The 21,890-nt window shown below is 40.8% G+C and carries 18 protein-coding genes and 1 other annotated feature; all 18 genes read left to right on the forward strand.

The features are described 5' to 3' along the window. Positions 1 to 348: 348 nt before the first annotated feature. Positions 349 to 586: a binding site (T-box leader), on the forward strand. A gap of 69 nt (positions 587 to 655) precedes the next feature. The 18 genes from BI350_RS01495 to BI350_RS01580 all read left to right on the forward strand — a co-directional run bounded on the left by BI350_RS01495 (position 656) and on the right by BI350_RS01580 (position 21,394). Then, a complete protein-coding gene (locus BI350_RS01495; protein WP_075526513.1) occupies positions 656 to 2,029 on the forward strand; it encodes an anthranilate synthase component I family protein in 1,374 nt (457 codons plus the stop codon). Positions 2,030 to 2,064: 35 nt separating this feature from the next. Further along, positions 2,065 to 3,096: an anthranilate phosphoribosyltransferase gene (trpD, locus tag BI350_RS01500; RefSeq protein ID WP_075526514.1), complete on the forward strand. Its 1,032-nt coding sequence runs from the start codon at positions 2,065 to 2,067 to the stop codon at positions 3,094 to 3,096. Next, positions 3,093 to 3,881, forward strand: coding sequence for an indole-3-glycerol phosphate synthase TrpC (gene trpC / locus BI350_RS01505; protein ID WP_075526515.1), 789 nt, complete (start codon positions 3,093 to 3,095; stop codon positions 3,879 to 3,881). The genes trpD and trpC overlap by 4 nt, the downstream gene beginning before the upstream one ends. Continuing rightward, the gene (locus tag BI350_RS01510) at positions 3,878 to 4,492 is read left to right on the forward strand and encodes a phosphoribosylanthranilate isomerase (protein ID WP_075526516.1); all 615 of its coding nucleotides are present in this window, start codon (positions 3,878 to 3,880) and stop codon (positions 4,490 to 4,492) included. The genes trpC and BI350_RS01510 overlap by 4 nt, the downstream gene beginning before the upstream one ends. A gap of 3 nt (positions 4,493 to 4,495) precedes the next feature. Continuing rightward, positions 4,496 to 5,701 (forward strand): tryptophan synthase subunit beta, encoded by a 1,206-nt coding sequence (gene trpB, locus BI350_RS01515; RefSeq protein ID WP_075526517.1) that lies wholly within the window; start codon positions 4,496 to 4,498, stop codon positions 5,699 to 5,701. Beyond that, a complete protein-coding gene (gene trpA, locus BI350_RS01520; RefSeq protein WP_075526518.1) occupies positions 5,698 to 6,489 on the forward strand; it encodes a tryptophan synthase subunit alpha in 792 nt (263 codons plus the stop codon). The genes trpB and trpA overlap by 4 nt, the downstream gene beginning before the upstream one ends. Positions 6,490 to 6,643: 154 nt before the next feature. Then, positions 6,644 to 7,618, forward strand: coding sequence for a DUF4003 family protein (locus BI350_RS01525; RefSeq protein WP_075526519.1), 975 nt, complete (start codon positions 6,644 to 6,646; stop codon positions 7,616 to 7,618). A gap of 804 nt (positions 7,619 to 8,422) precedes the next feature. Further along, positions 8,423 to 9,436 (forward strand): ABC transporter ATP-binding protein, encoded by a 1,014-nt coding sequence (locus tag BI350_RS01530; RefSeq protein WP_075526520.1) that lies wholly within the window; start codon positions 8,423 to 8,425, stop codon positions 9,434 to 9,436. After that, positions 9,423 to 10,358, forward strand: a complete 936-nt coding sequence (locus BI350_RS01535; protein ID WP_075526521.1) for an ABC transporter ATP-binding protein — start codon at positions 9,423 to 9,425, stop codon at positions 10,356 to 10,358. Before BI350_RS01530 ends, BI350_RS01535 begins: the two co-directional genes overlap by 14 nt. A gap of 2 nt (positions 10,359 to 10,360) precedes the next feature. After that, entirely contained in the window at positions 10,361 to 11,323 is a 963-nt protein-coding gene (opp4B, locus tag BI350_RS01540) for an oligopeptide ABC transporter permease (RefSeq protein ID WP_075526522.1), read from the forward strand. A gap of 27 nt (positions 11,324 to 11,350) precedes the next feature. Then, on the forward strand, positions 11,351 to 12,262 hold the full coding sequence (locus BI350_RS01545) for an ABC transporter permease (RefSeq protein ID WP_075526523.1): 912 nt from the start codon (positions 11,351 to 11,353) through the stop codon (positions 12,260 to 12,262). 123 nt (positions 12,263 to 12,385) lie between these two features. Next, positions 12,386 to 14,215, forward strand: coding sequence for an oligopeptide ABC transporter substrate-binding protein (gene opp4A / locus BI350_RS01550; protein ID WP_075526524.1), 1,830 nt, complete (start codon positions 12,386 to 12,388; stop codon positions 14,213 to 14,215). A gap of 367 nt (positions 14,216 to 14,582) precedes the next feature. Further along, the gene (locus BI350_RS01555) at positions 14,583 to 15,518 is read left to right on the forward strand and encodes an ABC transporter permease (RefSeq protein WP_075526525.1); all 936 of its coding nucleotides are present in this window, start codon (positions 14,583 to 14,585) and stop codon (positions 15,516 to 15,518) included. Further along, positions 15,518 to 16,468, forward strand: coding sequence for an ABC transporter permease (locus BI350_RS01560; RefSeq protein WP_075526526.1), 951 nt, complete (start codon positions 15,518 to 15,520; stop codon positions 16,466 to 16,468). The genes BI350_RS01555 and BI350_RS01560 overlap by 1 nt, the downstream gene beginning before the upstream one ends. A 26-nt stretch (positions 16,469 to 16,494) precedes the next feature. Then, complete coding sequence (locus BI350_RS01565) at positions 16,495 to 17,496, forward strand: ABC transporter ATP-binding protein (protein WP_075529186.1); 1,002 nt, start codon at positions 16,495 to 16,497, stop codon at positions 17,494 to 17,496. Between the two features lie 51 nt (positions 17,497 to 17,547). After that, positions 17,548 to 19,200, forward strand: coding sequence for a peptide ABC transporter substrate-binding protein (locus BI350_RS01570; RefSeq protein ID WP_075526527.1), 1,653 nt, complete (start codon positions 17,548 to 17,550; stop codon positions 19,198 to 19,200). 159 nt (positions 19,201 to 19,359) lie between these two features. Next, complete coding sequence (locus tag BI350_RS01575) at positions 19,360 to 20,280, forward strand: S66 peptidase family protein (protein WP_075529187.1); 921 nt, start codon at positions 19,360 to 19,362, stop codon at positions 20,278 to 20,280. Between the two features lie 97 nt (positions 20,281 to 20,377). Next, positions 20,378 to 21,394, forward strand: coding sequence for an ABC transporter ATP-binding protein (locus BI350_RS01580; protein ID WP_075526528.1), 1,017 nt, complete (start codon positions 20,378 to 20,380; stop codon positions 21,392 to 21,394). Positions 21,395 to 21,890 lie beyond the last annotated feature (496 nt).

Consider the following 21,890-nt stretch of genomic DNA (forward strand, 5'->3'; position numbering starts at 1 on the left):
GATATACCTGCTCCCAAACGCTTCGCTTTTCGGTCGCAAAAGCCGTTCTTCGTTACGGCTTTGGCTAATCCCACAGGAGTCGCCGCCCTCCACTCCAATCAACGAAGATACCTCGATATAATAATATTTGAACATATTTATCTAAACATTTATATCACGATTCGAAATTAAAGATAATGAAATTAATTCAAGTTAGAAAACAATCTTCGTTTTATTGGAATTAACAGAAAGTGTTGACAATTCATTTTTCCTCATTTATGATAAGAACATGAAGTTTTATAAGAGGCAGAAGGTACCGATAGCGGTATCGCCTACGGATAGATTAGTTGAGATGAGAAGAGAATAGCTGAGAAATTATTGAATAAGAAGAGTAGCTAGGGGATGCGTTTTAGAGAGTCAGTGGCTGGTGAGAACTGATACGCGACCTTTGTGAATGGACTTATGAGAGTCTTTTTGAGTGTATTCAAAAAGAACGTCAATCCTGCGTTAAGGGATGTGTCTTTAGCATAACTAATTTTAAAGACACGCAAAGTGGAAGTAGTAATACTTCAACAAGAGGTGGCAACGCGGTCTTTCCGTCCTCTGCAACTGGACTAATCTGTCCAATTGCAGGGGGCTTTTTTTATTTAATAAAGATGAGACGAGGCGAGTAGAGATGAGTGTAGAGCAGACCAGTTTACGTACGACAATGAAAAAAATGAATGGGGATTCCTTAACACCCATTTTAATATTTAGAAGGTTGCAAGGTAAGCAGAAGTTTTTGTTGGAAAGTAGTGCAAAACATGAGGATTCCGGACGTTATTCTTTTATTGGCATGGACCCGATTAAATCCTATCAAGGTAGCGGACGTAAAATAGAGGAGTTCATACATGCATCAAAAAAGACGTATGTACATGAAGGCGATATTTTTACGTTGTTAAAACGACTTATGCCAAGGATTTCCGATAGTGTTGAGTTTCCTTTTGCTGGCGGAGCAGTCGGGTATGTCAGTTATGGGGCGGGGCGGGCTTCAGGAAAAACAGTGCACAACGAGTTTGAGGTGCCGGAAGTGTATCTCAATATATTTGAAACCGTGATTGTATTTGATCATATTTTGAATGAAGTGACGATTGTGCGGACGGAAACGGATATTGTGAAAAAGCATGAAAATCTTGAGGAACTTGCAGAGCAAATTTTATATGGGAAAGAAGTGAAAGATACAGCATTTACGCTAGGTGAGTTTAATTGTCCACTGTCTCAAGGACAGTTTGAAGACCTCGTGAAAAAAGGGCAACAGTTTATTCGCGCAGGAGACGTAGAACAAATCGTATTATCTAGACGATTAGAAGCGGATTTTGAAGGGGACCCTTTTCTACTATATCGAAAGTTGCGCAAGCAAAATCCTTCGCCCTATATGTATTACATGGAAATAGGGGACTCCGTTATTGTTGGGGCATCACCTGAAAGCCTTGTTCGCGTGACGGAAGGAACGATGATGACGAATCCGATTGCGGGGACGAGAAAGCGGACGAAGGATGAGGACGAAAATCGGAAGTTGGAACAGGAATTAAAGAGTGACCCGAAAGAGTTGATGGAACACGATATGCTCGTGGTACTTGGGCGCGAAGAGGCAGAAAAAGTGTGTGAACCGGGAACTGTACAAGTGACGAAGCATAAAGAAGTTGTTCACTATGAGCATGTGATGCATCTTGTATCAGAAGTGGAAGGCCAGTTAGCGCAAGGTTTACATCCGCTCGATGCGTTGACGACTTGCTTGCCGGCAGGGACGGTAACGGGTTCTCCGAAACAAAGAGCAATGGAATTGATAGATGAGTTAGAAGAAGTGCAGCGAGGAATTTACGGCGGTGCGATTGGCTATATCGGATTTAACGGAAATATAGACTTCGCCTTAACGATTCGTACGATGTATATTCATCAAGGAAAAGCGTATGTGCAAGCCGGAGCAGGAGTTGTTGAGAAGTCCGAGCCGGCAGCAGAGTTTATGGAAACTGTGAATAAAGCTAAATCCTTATTAGAAGTAGTCGAGTGAAAAGTAGAGCAGAGTAGAGCAGAGGAGAGATTGAGTTGAGAAAGATTATCGAAAAGGTAGCTGAAGGGTTCCACTTGTCTTTTGAAGAAATGCAAGAGGCGGCACATGTTTTATTTAATGAACAGACAGCAGCAAGTGACATTCGCGATTTTTTAGTTGCTTTGTCCATTAAAGGGGAGACGGCTCAGGAAATCGCAGGACTTGCAACAGTAATGAGGTCTTTTGCAATTCCACTTGGAAGGGCTAAAGGATCTTTTATGGATAATTGCGGAACAGGTGGAGATGGCGCAAATACGTTTAATATTAGTACAACAGCTTCATTTGTGTTGGCGGGTGCTGGCGCTAAGTTGGCGAAACATGGGAATCGTAAAGTTTCAAGTTCATCAGGAAGTTCAGACGTGCTTGAAGCGCTTGGTGTTCGATTGGATTTTACTACGACTGAGTTAAGACATTTATTGGAGACAGAAGGGTTGGCCTTTATTTTTGCCCCTCAAGTGCATCCAAAAATGAAGCGTATCGGCGTAATTCGCGAAGAGATTGGTCAGCGAACAATTTTTAATTTAGTTGGACCGTTAACGAATCCAATGCCCCTTGCTTCCCAGTTTACTGGCATAAGTAGGGCCGACTTTGCGATGGAGTATGCTTCAGTTCTTGCCATGTTGGGAAGGAAACGTGCAATTGTTGTTTCAGGAGCTGGTGGAATGGATGAGGCATCGCTTGCGGGGCAAAACTCTTTCGTTTTATTGGATAAAGGAGACCTGATTCCATTTACAATGACTGCCGATGATGTTGGACTAAAAGCCGCTCCTCTTTCTGCGATTCGCGGGGGAGATGCAAGAGAGAATGCTGAGATTGTTCGTTCTGTGCTCAGCGGAGTGCGAGGACCCCATTTTGATACGGTTGTTTTTAATGCAGGGATTGGATTATTTGCAGATGGTCGTGTTGGAACGATTCAAGAAGGCGTGAAGAAAGCAATCGATAGCATAGTATCTGGTCGTGCGTTGAAGAAATTGGAAGCCATTGTGTCGTTTAGCAGGGAGTCGAGAAAAGAGGGTGTGTTGGCATGACAATTTTAGATGAAATATTACAGGAAAAATATAAAGAAGTGGCGCAGTTGCTAGTTGATGTACCCGAAGCAGCGCCAGTCGCAGTGAAGCGACCTTCTCTTTTTGAGAAATTGGTGGAAACGGATTGTTTACAAGTGATTGCGGAAATGAAACGTGCATCTCCTTCAAAAGGAATGATAAGAGAGGGAGCTGACCCGGTCGCGCAAGCAAAGGCGTACGAAAAGTCTGGCGCGGCTTGTATTTCGGTGTTGACCGACACGACGTTTTTTAAAGGCTCATTTCAAGACTTGTCGGATGTTGCAAATGCAGTTCAAACACCATTATTATGTAAAGATTTTATTGTCCATCCAGTGCAAATTGATCGAGCGAAAGCGGCGGGTGCTTCGGTTGTTTTGCTCATTGTCGCAGCTTTAGACGATGAAAAGTTAGCAGAACTTCATGCGTATGCACTGTCATTAGGATTGGAAGTGCTTGTGGAAGTGCATGACGTTCCGGAATTAACGCGTGCATTACAAATCGATGCGGCGTTAATCGGCGTGAATAATCGAGACTTAAAAACTTTCGAGGTGGATTTAAAGCGGACGGAAGAGGTTGCGGCTGCATTTCCATTTCATGAAGAACGTGTACTTATTAGCGAAAGCGGGATGGCTGGCAGTGCAGATGCGGAGCGAGTTGCTGAAGCGGGGGCAAGCGCGGTGTTAGTTGGTGAGTCACTGATGCGTTGCGGTTCAGTCGAGGAAGCCATCCAATCGATGCAAGTTCGATTACCGAGGAAAGTTAGATGACAAAAGTAAAGATTTGTGGATTAACTGAACAACAGCATATCGAAGCGGCCGTTGAAGCAGGTGTGGATGCAATCGGATTTGTGTTTGCGCCAAGTAGCAGACAAATTTCTGTCAATGAAGCGAAGCAACTTAGTGCATTGATTCCAAAAGGCGTTTTAAAAATTGGTGTCTTTGTCAATGCAACGGCAGAAGAACTTCACCACATTTACCAAGAAGTCGGATTGGATTATATTCAATTACACGGTGAAGAAACGCCAGAATTTATTCGAAAGGTTGGTCTTCCAACGATCAAATCATTTGCGGTTCGAAAAGCGGAGGATGTGTTGGAAGCGAAGGCGTACGACGTCGATTATTATTTGTTCGATGCACCTGGAACGGTTTATAAAGGCGGAAGCGGCGTTACTTTTGATTGGGCACTTTTGCGAGGTAGTGGTGTTTCCACAGAAAAGTTAATCCTTGCAGGAGGCTTGCATGCAGAGAACGTACAAGAGGCAATAGAACGTGTGCAGCCGTTTATGGTCGATGTATCAAGCGGAGTAGAGAAAAATAAGAGAAAAGATGGGCTGTTGATGCAAACGTTTATTGAAACAGTTCGAGATGAGGAGAGATGAGAAATGGTAAAAGAAAGAGAAACGATTGAAAAAGCAGGAAGATACGGTAAGTTTGGTGGGCAATACGTGCCTGAGACGTTAATGACGGCATTGAATGAATTGGAAGCAGCGTATGATGAGGCGATGGAGGATACAGCATTTTTAGCGGAAGTAGATTATTATTTAACGGATTTTGTCGGGAGAGAAACACCGCTTTATTTCGCGGAACGTCTTACGAAAGAAGCAGGCGGGGCGAAGATTTACTTGAAGCGTGAAGATTTAAATCATACAGGTGCCCATAAAATTAACAATACGATCGGTCAAGCATTGCTTGCGGTACGTATGGGGAAAAAGAAAATTGTCGCTGAGACGGGAGCAGGTCAACACGGAGTTGCGACGGCCACGGTTTGTGCGTTATTCGACTTAGAATGTACGATTTTCATGGGGAAGGAAGATATTCGCAGGCAAGCACTCAATGTATTTCGGATGGAATTACTCGGTGCTAAAGTTGTATCGGTTGACCAAGGTGCTGGGACGTTAAAAGATGCAGTCAATGAAGCACTTCGTTACTGGGTCACAAATGTGGAAGATACACATTATATTTTAGGATCTGCACTAGGACCACACCCGTTTCCAAAGATTGTTCGTGATTTTCAACGTGTGATTGGCGTGGAGACGAGGCGCCAAGTTATAGAAAAGGAAAATCGATTGCCTGATGCTGTTGTTGCTTGTGTAGGCGGCGGCAGTAATGCAATCGGCATGTTCCATCCTTTTGTGGAAGACGAAGAAGTTGCATTATATGGTGTAGAAGCAGCAGGTAGCGGGATTTCAACCGGGTTACATTCTGCAGCCATTGCGGATGAAAAAGAAGGTGTCTTGCACGGTGCCTATATGTATATCTTGCAAGATGAAGACGGTTTAATTCAAGAAGCCCATTCGATTTCAGCGGGACTGGATTACCCGGCAATTGGGCCAGAACATAGTTATTTACATGATATTGGAAGAGTCACATACACTTCTGTAACAGATGAAGGTGCATTGGAGGCACTGCAATTATTGTCGAAAAAAGAAGGCATTTTGCCGGCACTTGAAAGCGCGCATGCTGTTCAATTTGCGGTTAAGCTTGCAAGTGAAATGAAGAAAGATGAAATTGTTGTTATTTGTCTTTCTGGACGTGGGGATAAAGACGTTCAAACAATTAAGGATGCATTGGGAGGGGAAGAGCGATGACGAAACAGTTGTTAACGGAGGCGATTGTTCAGAGTGTAAATCAGGGAGGAAAGGCATTTGTCCCTTACATAATGGCGGGAGATGGAGGTTTAGAAAAGCTGAAAAAGGACATTTTATTCCTCCAAGAAAGTGGCGTTACAGCGATTGAGCTTGGTATTCCATTTTCCGATCCTGTCGCGGATGGCCCCGTCATTCAAGCCGCTGGTGAACGTGCATTGACACACGGCGTTACGCTCCGAAAAGTCCTACAAGCCATTCATTCTTTTAAAGATGAGGTGACAGTTCCGCTCGTGTTAATGACGTATTTAAATCCAATCATCTGTTACGGCATTGATCAGTTTGTAAGGGATTGTGCAGCGTCAGGAGTAAGCGGAATTATCGTTCCAGATTTACCGTTGGAAGAAAGCGCGTTATTACAGCCTGCGCTTCAAGAAGCAGATATTGCGCTTATCCCACTTGTTTCGCTAACGAGCCCAGTAGAACGAATTGAAAAAATTGTTGCTGAAAGTGAAGGTTTTATTTATGCAGTCACTGTGAATGGCATTACAGGGGTAAGAAATGGATTTGGTGATGCACTAGAAAATCATTTGCAAAAATTAAAAGACATAAGCCCGGTTCCTGTGCTTGCTGGATTCGGAATATCCACTGTTGAGCAAGTGCAGAATATCGGCGCATCTGTAGATGGGGTAATCGTAGGAAGTGCTATTGTTCAAGCGTTGCATGAGGAAGAATATGGTAAGATAAAGTCATTAATAAACGCCTCCAAACCGACGCCTATCACAAAATAAAAGCGGTTATCAAATAAGTGGAATGAGTAGGATAATTGAGTTTCCTCTATTATATATACACTTTACGCTGCTAGAGAATGTTAGTATGATATTCATGACGAAGTGAAACCTTATCGCTTGTCATGCGTACATATATATATAAGGAGTGGGTGGCGTGAATACGGGTATGTTTCGAAATGAAGTAGAAATGACATATGAAAAAGTGAAATCATTAGCTGGATGGACGGTTGATAAAGATGTTGTACTGACAATTACTTCCTATTACGTCACTTCAGAGAGAGAGTTTGATGCGGAAAGTTTAAATCGGGCAATGGATGCGATTAAGGATAAAACAGGCTGGTTTTCTCCTCTACGGGGTAATCTACTGCCAATGATTGCTGCATTTCTCGATAGACCTGACGTAGTAATTGAAGAAGAGGTGACCCGTCTATTTGATAAGCAGCGTATGTTACGTTCTGTTGGTTTTCGGAATACCATTCATTCGTATTTAGCGGCACTGCTCATGACAGACGATCCTGATTTGTATGAGATGGAAGCTAGACAAGCAAAAGCATTATTTGTTGAAATGAAGAAACAACATTATTTTTTAACATCTGATGATGATTATGCTTACGCAGTTTTACTTGGCAATAGAGGTTTTAATCCAGTTGAACATGCAAAGGCAATGCGCCTATATTATGATACGCTTCGTAAACAAGGGTTTCGCGGTGGCAATGAATTGCAATGGATGTCCCAAGTGTTGACATATATTGAAGCACCTTTTCAAGAGTCAAATGTTTTAAGGGCGCATGAAATTACAAACTTTTTAAAAGAGAAAGCGAAAGTTCGACAAGTCCATTATCCGATGATTGGTTTTCTAACTGTATTCGGTATACAGGATAAAGAGCTAGAGAAAATTTTAGATTTAACCCAGTCACTGGAGGAAACAAAAATCCTAAAAGGGAAAAGAGAAATGGCACTCTCGATATCAATCGGATATGTATTAAATGAGTTAATTGAAAATCAGACAGCCCTAAGTGTAAGTCTTGCAACTTCTACGGAACTGATTATACAGGCCCAACAAGCGATTATGGCTGCAACGATTGCTGCAATGGCTTCGTCTGCGGCAACGAACTCTTCAAACTCTTGAAGTAATAAAAACAACTAAAAACTGACAAATGAACAAGTCTATTAGGAAACTACTAGGAGACATGTTGTGTCAATGACATTAGTCCCGTTATCGTACAGATAACGGGTTTTTTGTTGATTTATAAATGAAATGTTGAAAAAAAGATATAGGAGTAAAATGATTTAGAAATTCGGCATAAAATTCGATGAAATCAATGTTTGCAGCATTATTATTACTTTGTAAATGATTCAAATAAATAGAATTACTAAAAAATGGAGTTGTCAATTTAAAATTTCTGTAGTATATTAGTGCAAGTAGTTTGATATTCTGAAAATTATATATAGGCGGAACTATAAGCTTTTAATAGTTTTATGTTAGGGGTAATTATTCTTGGGAAAAATAAGTTTGGAAATTATAAATCTCCGCACTTCGCTAACGTCATGGGAGACTATTATGCTGCGGTAGATAATGATTCCTTGAAAATCCACAAGAGTGCAGTACCCGTAAACTATTGTAGTCGGAATATTCCGTTGGTAAAATGCAAAAGTAATGAGTCTATATTCATATCATGAAGAACCATTGGATAATTCCATTGATTGGTATTAATTTGATGGTTTTCTTATATAAAAAATATAATTTTACTTACTAGTGTCGATGTGGAAAGAAGGAAATAACTATACAGATATAATTCTATTGAAATGGTTTTTTTATAGTGGAAATCCGCGATAAATAGAGATAAGTAGTGATTTTCATAATCCAACGTATCGTACTGACATACATACATGATTGAATTTGGATTTAATTTTAGTTGGGACGGTGGATAAAGTGTCGAATGGTATTCTTGAGATTAAAAATTTGACAACGTCATTTCGAATTGGTGATGAGTACTATCCAGCAGTCGATGATGTTTCACTTACAGTAAATAAAAATGAGGTATTAGCCATCGTTGGAGAGTCAGGATGCGGAAAGAGTGCTTTAGCATTCTCTATTATGGGGCTTCATCGTCATGCAAAAATCGATGGTGAAATCATGTATAATGGTCAAAATTTAAATGGCATGTCTCCTGAGCAATTAAATAAATTAAGAGGTAGTTCGTTAGGGATGATATTCCAAGACCCATTAACGGCTTTAAACCCATTAATGATTATTGGTCAACAAATCGATGAAGTTCTTTATTTACATAATCGATCAATGTCGCCTGCGAAGCGAAAAGAAAAGGTATTGTCTCTACTAGAAGAGGTAGGGATTCTTTATCCCGAAAGAACATATGAACAATTTCCACATGAATTATCGGGTGGTATGAGACAAAGAATTATTATAGCGATTGCAATCGCGAATAATCCTGGCCTTTTAATCGCGGATGAACCGACAACAGCGTTGGACGCAACAATACAATCACAAATTTTAGATTTAATTAATCAATTAAAAGAAAATATGAAAGCTGGGATTGTGTTAATTACGCATGACCTAGGTGTCGTAGCTGAAATCGCTGACAGGGTCGCGGTTATGTATGCGGGTCAAATTGTTGAAATTGCAGATGTGCATACTTTGTTTGAAAATCCATTACATCCTTATACGAAATCATTATTAAACTCAATTCCATCATCAGTTGCACCGAAGTCAGAGTTGCATGTCATTCAAGGGATTGTACCATCTTTGCAAAACTTGCCTAGAAAGGGTTGCCGTTTTAGTGCAAGAATCCCATGGATAGACGAATCAAAACATGCAGAAAACCCTACTTTAAATGAAGTAGAACCAGGACACTTTGTTCGATGTACATGCTATAAAGATTTTTATTTACCAAGTGAAAGGGAGGATGGACATCATGGCATATCTTGAGGTAAATGATTTAAAGGTCCATTTTCCAATTAAGGGCGGTATTCTAGGAAGAACAGTTGACCATGTTAAAGCGGTAGATGGTGTTTCACTACGTATTGAAAAAGGAATGACTTATGGATTAGTCGGAGAATCAGGGTCAGGTAAGTCGACGACTGGTCGCGCGATTATGGGCTTAAACCAAATCACAGAAGGTAATATTATTTTAAATGGGAAAGACGTAACAAATGAAAGAGGAACAAGAGAAACATTCCGAAAAGAAGTACAAATGATTTTTCAGGACCCTTACTCGTCTTTGAATCCTCGCAAACGCGTTTATGACATATTGGCAGAACCGTTACGTAATTTTCAAAAATTATCGAAAGAGGAAGAGAATAAAAGAATCCATGAATTATTAAAAACAGTTGGGCTCAGTCCAGAAAGTATACATAAATATCCGCACCAATTTTCTGGTGGGCAAAGACAAAGGATTGGGATTGCACGTGCAGTGGCATTACAACCGAAACTAATTATTGCCGACGAACCAGTCTCTGCACTGGATGTATCTGTACAAGCACAGGTTCTTAACTTTATGCAAGAGATTCAAAAAGAGTACGGATTAACCTATATTTTTATTGGACATGATTTAGGTGTCATTAGACATGTTTGTGACCGAATTGGGATTATGTATAAAGGTAGATTTGTGGAAGAAGGAAATACTGATGAAATTTTTAATAATCCACAACATATCTACACAAAGCGATTGGTATCAGCGATTCCTGATATTAATCCTAGAAATCGTCAAAGACAAATTGACCTTCGTGCACAAGTTAAAAAAGAGTATGAAGAATCGTATGATAAATATTTTGATGAAGATGGATCTGTTTATCCATTACAACGAATTTCAGACACGCATTTAGTCGCGTTACCAAGGCGGGGTGAGTAATTATGTGGAAGTTTATTGTAAGGCGTGTACTCATCATGATTCCGCAATTAATTTTATTGAGTATCTTAATCTTTTTTCTAGCAAGTATGATGCCAGGAGATGCATTATCTGGGCAGATTGACCCTAGTTTAGACTATCAAACAATCGAAAAGAAACGTGAAGAACTGGGTTTTAACGATCCATGGTATCAACAATACGGCCGGTGGGTGTCTGGTGTCGTTCAAGGCGATTTTGGCATGTCATTCAGACATAAGGTGGAAGTAACGGAATTACTATCAGAACGGATGACGAATACTTTATGGTTATCGCTACTTTCGTTAATCATTACCTATCTCATTGCGATTCCACTCGGAATTATTAGTGGCCGATATAATGATCGCTTAGCAGATCAACTTATTACTGGCTATACATATATTGGATTCGCAACGCCGTTATTCATTTTTGCATTATTAATGGTTTGGTTTTTTGGTTTCCATTTGGATTGGTTTCCGACAGGCGGAAGTGTAAAACCAGGAACAGAACCAGGATCACTTGCTTACATTATCAGTAAACTACACCATATGTTACTGCCTGCTCTGTCAATGGCATTAATTGCAACAGTAGGAACTGTTCAATATTTACGAAGTGAAATTATCGATACGAAACAAAAAGATTTCATTCTCACTGCAAGAGCAAAGGGAGCGTCGGAGTCTAGAATCTATAATCGTCATATTTTCAGAAATGCATTACTACCAATTGCTGCATTTTTCGGTTATGAAATGGCAGGGTTAATTGGCGGCTCGATTTTCGTTGAGACGATTTTTAGTTACCCAGGAATGGGACAACTATTTTTAGACTCTATTAATCTACGAGACTATTCTGTAGTTACAGCGACGGTATTACTCTTCGGCTTAGCTGCAATTCTTGGGTCATTAATTTCAGATATTGTATTAAGTCTTGTAGACCCTCGAATTCGGATTAAATAATACATGCTCAAAAAGAGGTGAAATGAAATGGAAACAAATCAATCAAGTGTAAATATAGAGGCTAAAGAAGAACTTGAAGAAAGTCCAAGTGGTTTAAGAGTCATTTGGCGTGAATTATTGAAAGATAAATTGGCATTGACATCGTTAGTGCTTTTAATTTTAATCGCGGCATTTGTTTATGGGATTTCACTCTTTTTAAACCAAGATGAAATTGTAAAGGTAGACTTGTTTGCAATTAATGAAGCGCCTTCAAGTGAATATTGGCTTGGAACAGATTACGGTGGACGTGATGTATTTGGACAATTAATTATCGGTACGAAAAACTCATTGACCATTGGGATTTTAGTCACGTTAATGAGTGGTTTTATCGGCATTGTTGTCGGAATTATTTCAGGTTACTTCGGTGGCACGGTCGATAATATTATGATGCGCGTTGTTGACTTTTTCATGGTATTGCCATTTTTAATGATTGTTATCGTTTTTGTTGCGATTGTTCCAAAGTATAGCATTATGTCTTTTTCATTAATTATGACGTTGTTTTTATGGATGGGAATTACCCGGCTTATTCGATCTAGAGCCTTACAAGAAGCCGAGTTAGATTATATTCAAGCGTCTAAAACATTAGGCTCATCACATATTAAGATTATGTTTACGCAACTATTGCCAAACTTAAGTTCTTTAATTATTGTGACGATGACTTTGAATTTAGCAGCGAATATTGGGATTGAATCCGGCCTATCGTTTTTAGGTTTTGGATTTCCTGAATCTACGCCGAGTTTAGGGACGTTATTAAGTTATGCGCGAAATCCACAAGTATTGGAACATAGATGGTGGATTTGGTTACCGGCAGCGCTGCTCATTTTGGTTTTAATGTTAGCAGTGCGAAATGTTGGAGAAGCGATGAAACGAGCAACAGATGCAAGGCAAAGAAGAGGTTAATCGTGACATTCAATAGAGGGGCAAAATCATAACTTTGAGGAGGTGATGCACTAGAGCTGAAACATAGCTGTAGAGCATTGGTAAACGAATCAAGGTAAAATCATAAGAAGGGGGAGTTCATAAATGAAGAATTTTAGTAAAGCGTTATTAGCGCTAATGTTAGTGCTGGTATTGGCGTTAGCTGCATGTAGCGGCGGCGATGATAAGAAAGACGCGGGGAAAGAGAAGGAAGAAGATAAAACAGAACAAAAAGAAGGCGCAGGAGAAGAAGCTGGCGAAGAGGCAGTAGCTGATTCACCAATTTCCGCTTTCGACACGCGTTCGGAAACTGGAGAAGTTGAAGAAGGTGGAACGTTAAACTTTGGTCTAGTATCTGATACACCATTTGAAGGTACGCTAAACTTTAACTTCTATGCTGGTGCACCGGATGCGGAAGTAATCGAGTGGTTTGATGAAAGTTTACTAAGTATTGATGAGGACTTCCAATATACACAAGATGGAGCAGCAACTTTTGAGCACTCAGAGGATTACAAAGTATTTACGTTCAAAATTGGTGATAATGTAAACTGGCATGACGGAGAGCCTGTTAAAGCAGAAGACTGGGCATTTTCATATGAAGTAATTGGACATGCTGACTATGATGGCCCACGTTATGGTTCTGATTTCACGGTAATTGAAGGCATGGAAGCATACAATGCGGGTGAAGCTGATGAGATTTCAGGAATTAAAGTTGTAGATGAAAAGACTTTAGAAATCACATATACAAATCCAACACCATCATTACTTGCGGGCGGAATTTGGACATACGCAATGCCAAAGCATATTTTTAAAGATATTGCGGTAGCAGATATGTCATCTTCTGATGAAGTTCGTAAAAATCCTATTGGAATGGGACCATTCAAAGTGGAAAGCATTGTACCAGGTGAGTCAGTCGTTTATTCTAAAAACGAAGATTACTGGCAAGGTGCACCAAAACTTGATGAAGTTATTCTAAAAGTAGTCGATCCATCAGTTGTTGCAAATGAACTTGCTTCTGGAAAAATCGATGTTGTCGATGCATTCCCAGCAGATCAGTATGAAACGAACAAAGACATGGAAGGTGTAAAATTCCTTGGCGATGTCGATAACGCATATACTTATATTGGATTTAAATTTGGTACATGGGATAAAGAAAATGCCCAAGTTGTTTACAAACCTGAAGAATCAAAAGTAAGTGACGTTGCGTTACGTAAAGCAATGTGGTATGCGGTGGATAATGATGCAGTAGGAGAAAACTTCTACCAAGGATTACGTTGGGCGGGTACAACACTTATCGCACCATCTCATGCGAACTTCCACGATGCAACAATTGAAACACCGAAGTACGATAAAGAAAAAGCAATTGAAATCTTAACTGAAGCAGGATATGTAGATACAGACGATGATGGATTTGTAGAAGATCCAGACGGCAATGAATTGAAATTGAATTTCGCTTCAATGTCGGGTGGAGAAGTTGCGGAGCCAATCGCAAACTATTATATCCAATCATGGAGAGATATCGGACTTGACATTGAGTTATTAGACGGACGTTTACAAGAATTTAATACATTCTATGACCGCGTTGGTAACGGTGGAAATGATGATCCTGAAGTAGACGTGTATATGGGTGCTTGGTCAGTAGGATCAGACGTTGACCCTACAGGATTATATGGACCAAAAGCAATGTTTAACTTCCCACGTTATGTGAACGATAAAAACACTGAACTACTAGAAAAAGGTGTTTCCGATGAAGCATTTGACGTAGAATACCGTCAAAACGTGTATAAAGAGTGGCAACAATTAATGGTGGAAGAAATTCCAGTGTTCCCTACATTATACCGTGCTGTACTAGTACCAGTGAATGAAAATCTATTAAATTACACAATCGATCGTGAAGACAATTTCTATAGACATGAAATTGGTTTTAAAAAGTAAGAAGTAATTAATTAAGTCGTAATATGCGAGTTGGCTACGTGCTGACTTGTGTGTTACGACTTTTTCGTCGTAACTGAAAACACCTAGTAGTAGAATCATCTTGTTGAGACCGTTATCCGATTTTTTTCGGTAACGGTTTTTTCTAACTTTCCGTAAAGTTATGCATGCGAATTCCTCTCTCGTCCATTTGAATTCCGCCTCCACCGTTTCTACAAACTCCCTCTACCAACCAAGCGATGCTTCTAATTGCATAAAACTAACTACGTTCACATAGGCTATGTCCTATGAGAGAGTTATAGGTTGTTATAGGTTGGTTGTAAGCATTTAACAGATGTTCAAAATGCATGAATGAAGAGGGGATCGCTAAATGGTATTGTACATACTTAAACGCTTTTTTATGATGATTGTTACAATCCTTATCATTGCAACATTGACATTCTTTTTAATGCATAAAATTCCAGGTTCACCGTTTGACGAGGAGCGAACTTCGAATCCAGCTATCCAGGAAAACTTAGAACGATTTTATAAATTAGACCAGCCAGTCTCTGTGCAATATGTACATTACTTAAAATCGATTGCAACGTTTGATTTTGGTCCTTCTATTAAAAAACCAAATGAGACAGTGAATAGTTTACTTGCGCGGGGGTTTCCAATTTCATTGGAGCTTGGGCTCGTGACCATTCTCGTTGCAATTATTTCCGGGGTAATACTAGGGACATTTGCTGCACTGCGGCATAATGGCATCATCGATTATCTAGCAATGACCTTTGCTGTCATTGGGATTTCTGTCCCGAACTTTGTCCTTGCAACGTTGTTAATTCAAAAGGTTGCGGTCGATTGGCAATTGCTCCCCCCCGCTACGTGGAGTAGTCCATTGCATATGATTTTACCGACCTTTGCCCTAGCAACAGGACCGACAGCCATTATCGCACGTTTAACGAGGTCTAGTATGTTGGAAGTGTTAACCCAAGATTATATTAAAATGGCACGTGCAAAAGGGCTTTCACCGTTTCGAATTGTAACTAGACATGCCTTACGAAATGCGTTAATGCCTGTCGTGACAATTATGGGAACGATGCTTGCAGGGATTTTAACAGGAACGTTTGTGATCGAGAAAATCTTTGCAATTCCGGGGATGGGAAAGTATTTCGTAGACAGTATTAATAATCGTGATTATCCAGTGATTATGGGAACGACTGTGTTTTATAGTGCTTTTCTTGTTTTTATGCTATTCCTTGTTGACATTGTTTATGGTTTTCTTGATCCGCGAATTAAATTGCATAAGAAGGAGGGGGATGTGTAATGACCAAAAGTGGACAAGAGCTTGGAACACGTAAAAGTGTTCAAGACGAATGGTTTAAACCACTTAAAAAAGAGGTTCATCAAGCCGAGTCGGTTGTTCGTCCCTCTATCTCCTATTGGCGAGATGCATGGCAACGACTGCAGAAAAATAAGCTTGCGATGACGGGATTATTCTTCCTTTCCTTGTTGACGCTTTTTGCAGTGTTGGGTCCTATTTTATCGCCCCACTCCGTTACGGAAATGAACTTACCGAACCAAAATTTGCCTCCGTCAGCGACCCATTGGTTTGGGACCGATGAAATGGGGAGAGATGTTTTTACACGGACCTGGTACGGGGCAAGGATCTCGTTGTTTGTGGGCGTTATGGCAGCGTTAATCGATTTTTTTATTGGTATCATTTACGGCGGCATTAGCGGCTATAAAGGTGGATTGACCGATACGATTATGATGCGGATTATTGAAGTGTTATATGGGCTTCCACACTTACTCGTTGTCATTTTATTGTTAGTCGTGATGGGGCCAAGCCTAACGACAATCATTATTGCCTTAACGATTACAGGTTGGGTTGGCATGGCGCGTATTGTAAGGGGACAGGTTTTGCAAATTAAAAACTATGAGTTTATCACAGCAACGAAGTCGTACGGTGCAACCACACCTAGAATTATTCGAAAACACCTACTTCCAAATACAATGGGACCGATTATCGTTCAAATGACATTAACAGTCCCGAGTGCTATTTTTGCGGAAGCATTTTTAAGTTTTCTTGGACTAGGGATACAAGCCCCCTTTGCCAGTTGGGGAGTGATGGCCAATGACGCCTTGCCTGTCATTTTGTCAGGGCATTGGTGGCGTTTATTTTTCCCGGCATTTTTCATCTCAATGACGATGTTTGCGTTTAATGTGCTCGGAGATGGCATGCAAGATGCACTGGATCCGAAATTAAGGAGGTGAGCCTGTTGGCTAAGCGAGTCAAACACATGGATAGGGAAGATGAGAAGATGCTTTCCGTTCAGAATTTGCACGTTGCATTCACAACATTTGGTGGGGAAGTTCAAGCAGTGCGTGGTGTCACGTTTGAGTTGAATAAAGGAGAAACGCTTGCAATCGTTGGGGAGTCAGGATGCGGAAAAAGTGTAACGGCGAACGCAATTATGGGATTAATTCCTGAACCGGCCGGAAAAATTAAAGCGGGCCAAGTCCTTTTCCAAGAACATGATATGACAAAGTTAAATAAAGCTCAATTAAGGAAGGTTCAAGGGGTAGACATCTCGATGATTTTTCAGGACCCGATGACTGCACTGAATCCGACTTTGAAAATAGGAGAGCAGTTGATTGAAGGGGTGCGCACTCATTATAAAATATCCAAATCGGCTGCGAAGAAAAAAGCGATGGATATGTTAGAACTTGTAGGCATTCCTGGTGCTGAAGAAAGATTAAATCAGTATCCGCATCAGTTTTCAGGGGGGATGCGTCAAAGAATTGTGATAGCCATTGCGTTAATTTGTGAGCCGAAATTGCTTATTGCAGATGAACCGACAACGGCACTCGATGTGACAATCCAGGCACAAATCTTGGAGCTATTTGAAGAAATTCAAGAAAAGACGGGTGTTTCAATTATATTAATCACGCATGATCTTGGTGTCGTTGCAAAAATTGCCGACCGAATTGCCGTGATGTATGCGGGGAGAATCATTGAGATTGGATTGAAGCGAGAAATTTTTTATCATCCGCAACATCCTTATACGAAGGGCCTATTAAACTCTGTACCTCGCTTAGATTTAAAAGATGAGGAGCTTGAGCCAATAGAAGGTACGCCGCCGGATTTATTTTCGCCGCCAAGTGGGTGTTCATTCACAGCTAGATGTCCGTTTGCAATGGAAGTGTGTGACTTAGTGTATCCGGCAGACACGCATTTGACGAAAGACCACATAGTAAACTGTTGGCTTCAAGATGAACGAGCCATTCAGCTGCAAGGATAATTAGGTACGCCGCATGAAAGTGCTGTTTATAAATAAAAGGGGGAGTTTGTGTTGAAGAAATGGTGGATGTTGCTCATTGTTGCTTTGATGGCAATCGCACTCGTCGCTTGTACGGCGAATGAAGATGCTGGAAAGGAGCCGCAAAAGGAAGAAGAGGAAACAGAAGGGGCTGAAGAGGCAACCGAAGAAAAGACAAATAAAAAGGTTCTTTATTTGAATAACGGAGATGAACCGACATCGTTTGATCCGTCAGTTGGGTTTAATGCTGTTTCGTGGAGTCCATTAAACAATTTAATGGAAGGGTTGACGCGCCTTTCTGAGGACCATTTAGCAGAAGAGGCAACGGCAGAGAAAATTGAGATTTCCGATGATGGATTGACGTATACATTTACAATCCGTGAAGATGCGAAGTGGTCAAATGGCGACCCGGTCGTTGCGGGTGATTTTGTCTACGGTTGGCTCCATATGTTAAATCCTGAAACGGCTTCTCCGGCCGCATTTTTAGCTTATTTTATCGAAGGGGCAGAGGCGTATAATAATGGGGAAGGCGCCGTAGAAGATGTGGCGGTGAAAGCAGTTGATGAACGTACCTTTGAAGTTGTTTTGACAGCACCAACGGAGTCATTCCTCAATATTATTACGAACCCAAGCTTTTTCCCGGTGAATGAAAAAGTAGCAACTGACAATCCAAAATGGCATACAGAAGCGGATACATTTGTCGGAAATGGTCCTTTCAAACTTGTCGAATGGGACCATGATGTGAGCTTTGCTTTTGAGAAAAATGAACATTACTGGGATGCTGACGTTGTGAATCTAGACCGTATTGAATGGGCAATGGTCATTGATTCAACGACGGAATATCAAATGTATGAAGCAGGAGAATTAGACGTGTCGGGCGTACCTGCTGAACTAGCCGAACAACTGGCAGATAGCAATGAGCTTCGAATCGATGACCAAGCGGGACTTTATTTCTTCCGATTTAATACATCGATGGAGCCATTTACGAATAAAAAAATAAGAAAAGCATTCGGACTATCGGTCAATCAAGAAGAAATTGTTGAGTACATTACAAAAAACAATGAAAAGCCAGCACATGGTTTTGTGCCCTATGGATTCATCGGACCAGATGGAAAAGAGTTTAGGGACACAGCAGGAAAGCTTGTAGAGTTCTCGCCAGACGAAGCGAAAAAATTGTTAGCGGAGGGAATGGAGGAAGAGGGGTATGATGAACTTCCGACAGTTACGCTAACGTATTCAACAAGTGAGTCTCACCAGAATATTGCGGTGGCGCTTCAAGCTAAATTTAAAGAAGTGCTTGGCGTCGAAGTTGAGCTTCAAAATGTGGAAGGGTCTGTATTTTTGGCAGAACAGAAAGAGCATAAATATCAGTTTTCGCGTTCTTCATTTTTACAAGACTATGCGGATCCAGTCAACGCGCTTGAAAGTTTCATCACCGATTCGCCAATGAACCGGACGACTTGGTCTAATGCGGCGTATGACGAATTAATTCAAAAAGCGAAAAATGAAGTGGACGAAGAAAAGAGATGGGATTTACTTGTTCAAGCTGATCGATTATTAATGGAAGAAATGCCAGTCTTCCCGCTGTACTACTACAATGCGGTGACGCTTGAAAAGCCAGGTGTAGTAAATATTTTGCGCCACCCAGTTGGGTATATTGATTTGAAGAAAGCAGATAAAAAGTAAGACGGGGAATATAAACGGGGGGCGGCGACTAGCGGCCTCCTTTAAAGTATATCTTTTTACGTTCATTTTCTTTTCATTCAAGGAATCAACGCGCAAGTTGTCGTAATGATATGGTAGATTGAATGTAGAGCAAATGATAGGAAGGAAAGTGAATAGTTGATGAGAATTCGTCCGAAACGTTTACAAAGAGGAGATACAATTGGCATCGTGTCGCCGTCTAGTCCACCAGGGAGAGAAGAATTAGTAAAGTCACTACTGTTTCTTGAAGAGTTGGGGCTAAAATGGAAGTTTGGAAAGCATGCTAAAAATATTAATGGTTATTTGGCGGGAACTGACGAGGAGCGTCTCGAAGATTTAGAGACGTTGTTTCAAGATCCAGAAGTGAATGGCATTATTTGTTCAAGTGGCGGGTACGGAGCGGGGCGAATTGTGGATCAAATTGATTTGCAAATTATGAAAGAACATCCAAAAGTGTTTTGGGGATTTAGCGACATTACATTTCTCCATACAGCGATGGGCTTATATTCAAACTTAGTGACATTCCACGGGCCAATGCTTGGGCCAAATATCGGGAAAGACACATTTGAAGACCTATCGAAAAAAATGTTCCAACAATTATTTGAACCGATGGAATTGCATTATACAGAAGATATTTCTCCGTTAGAAACAATCACTTCCGGCGTAGCACGTGGAGAGTTAATTGGTGGAAATTTATCTTTGCTTGCTCGGACGATTGGGACGAAATTTGAAGTGGATACGGCTGGAAAGCTGTTGTTGATTGAAGATATCGGAGAAGAACCTGCACGTGTCGACGGCTTGTTGAATCATTTACGCATGGCGGGCAAGTTTAAGGATGTTGCGGGTGTCGTGGTAGGTGATTTTGCAAGGACGGAAACGGAGAAAAAGTGGACACTGACGTTAGATGAAGTGCTCGACCATTATTTTAGTCCGCTTCAAGTGCCTGTTGTAAAAGGATTCAAAATTGGTCACTGCGAACCTCATTTTGCTGTTCCGCTTGGCGTAGAAGCTAAGCTAGATGCGAATGAAAAAACATTGACGATATTACCTGGGGTTGAATAAAAAGAAATATATTTATTCCACATTTTCAATTGCCACTGCTTGAACATCACCAGATTCAGCCCTGGAAATTGAAGGGTTGAAATAAAGGAGACAGGGTATGGAACAATCGGTGTTGCTTTCTGTGCAAAATTTAAAGCGTTACTTTGATGTCGGCCGAGGTGTTCAATTAAAAGCGGTTGACGGGATTTCTTTCGATATTTATAAAGGGGAGACATTTGGTCTTGTGGGTGAGTCAGGGTGTGGAAAATCGACAGCAGGAAGAACCATCTTAGGTTTATATAATAAAACGGGCGGCAATGTTTTATATGAAGATAAAAATATCCATGAGATGAATGAAAAAGACCGTCAAATATTTTTGAGAAAAATGCAGATGATTTTTCAAGATCCGTATGCGTCTTTAAATCCACGTTTAACGGTTCTTGAAATTATTGCAGAACCCATGATTGTTCATAAGATGTTAAATTCGAAAAAAGAAATAGAAGAGCGCGTTATTGAGTTGTTGGAAGATGTCGGATTGAACCGAGACCATGCGAACCGCTATCCACACGAATTTTCGGGCGGCCAGCGCCAACGAATTGGCATTGCCCGCGCGCTGGCACTAAACCCGGATTTCATTATTGCAGATGAACCTATTTCAGCACTGGATGTATCCGTTCAAGCACAAGTGGTGAAGTTATTGCAACGTCTGCAGCGAGAAAAAGGATTAACCTATCTATTTATCGCGCATGATTTGTCGATGGTTAAGTATATTTCAGATCGAATTGCGGTCATGTACCTCGGTCATATTGTCGAATTAACGACGAGTGAAGCGTTGTATGAGCAACCTTTACATCCTTATACAGAAGCTTTACTGTCAGCAATTCCAATTCCAGACCCTGACGTTGAAGAGACGCGTGAGCGAATTTTGTTAGAAGGCGAATTGCCGAGTCCAACCGATCCACCGTCTGGGTGTGTGTTTAGAACAAGGTGTGCTTATGCAATGCCTGTTTGTACGAAGATAAAACCGAAGTGGATTGAAAAAACGAAAGGTCACTCGGTCGCTTGCCATTTATATGATGAAGAATTGATGCAAAAAGAAAATAGAGCACCGGTTCAGAAGCAGTTATTCTTGTAGAATAGCTGCTTTTTGGGTTGGAAATAATTGTTTTTGAGGGTATGGGTTGTAGGTGTTGCGAGGTTTGGAGAGAGTGTTGCATAGTTTTGATGTAACGTTGCATAGTTTGTCAAAAACGTTGTGTAGTTTCGTGAGCGTTGCGAAGTTTCTTGGAAGTGTTGCAAAGTTTTGATGTATCGTTGCATTGTTTGTCAAAAACGTTGTGAAGTTTCGCGAGCGTTGCATTGTTTATTGAAGGTGTTGCAAAGTTTTGATGTAACGTTGCATAGTTTGTCAAAAACGTTGTGTAGTTTCGTGAGCGTTGCGAAGTTTCTTGGAGGCGTTGCAAAGTTTTGATGTAACGTTGCATAGTTTGTCAAAAACGTTGTGAAGTTTCGCGAGCGTTGCGAAGTTTCTTGGAGGCGTTGCAAAGTTTTGATGTAACGTTGCATAGTTTGTCAAAAACGTTGTGTAGTTTCGTGAGCGTTGCGAAGTTTCTTGGAGGCGTTGCAAAGTT

Source organism: Sporosarcina ureilytica (genome assembly GCF_001753205.1).
Taxonomy (GTDB): Bacteria; Bacillota; Bacilli; order Bacillales_A; family Planococcaceae; genus Sporosarcina; species Sporosarcina ureilytica.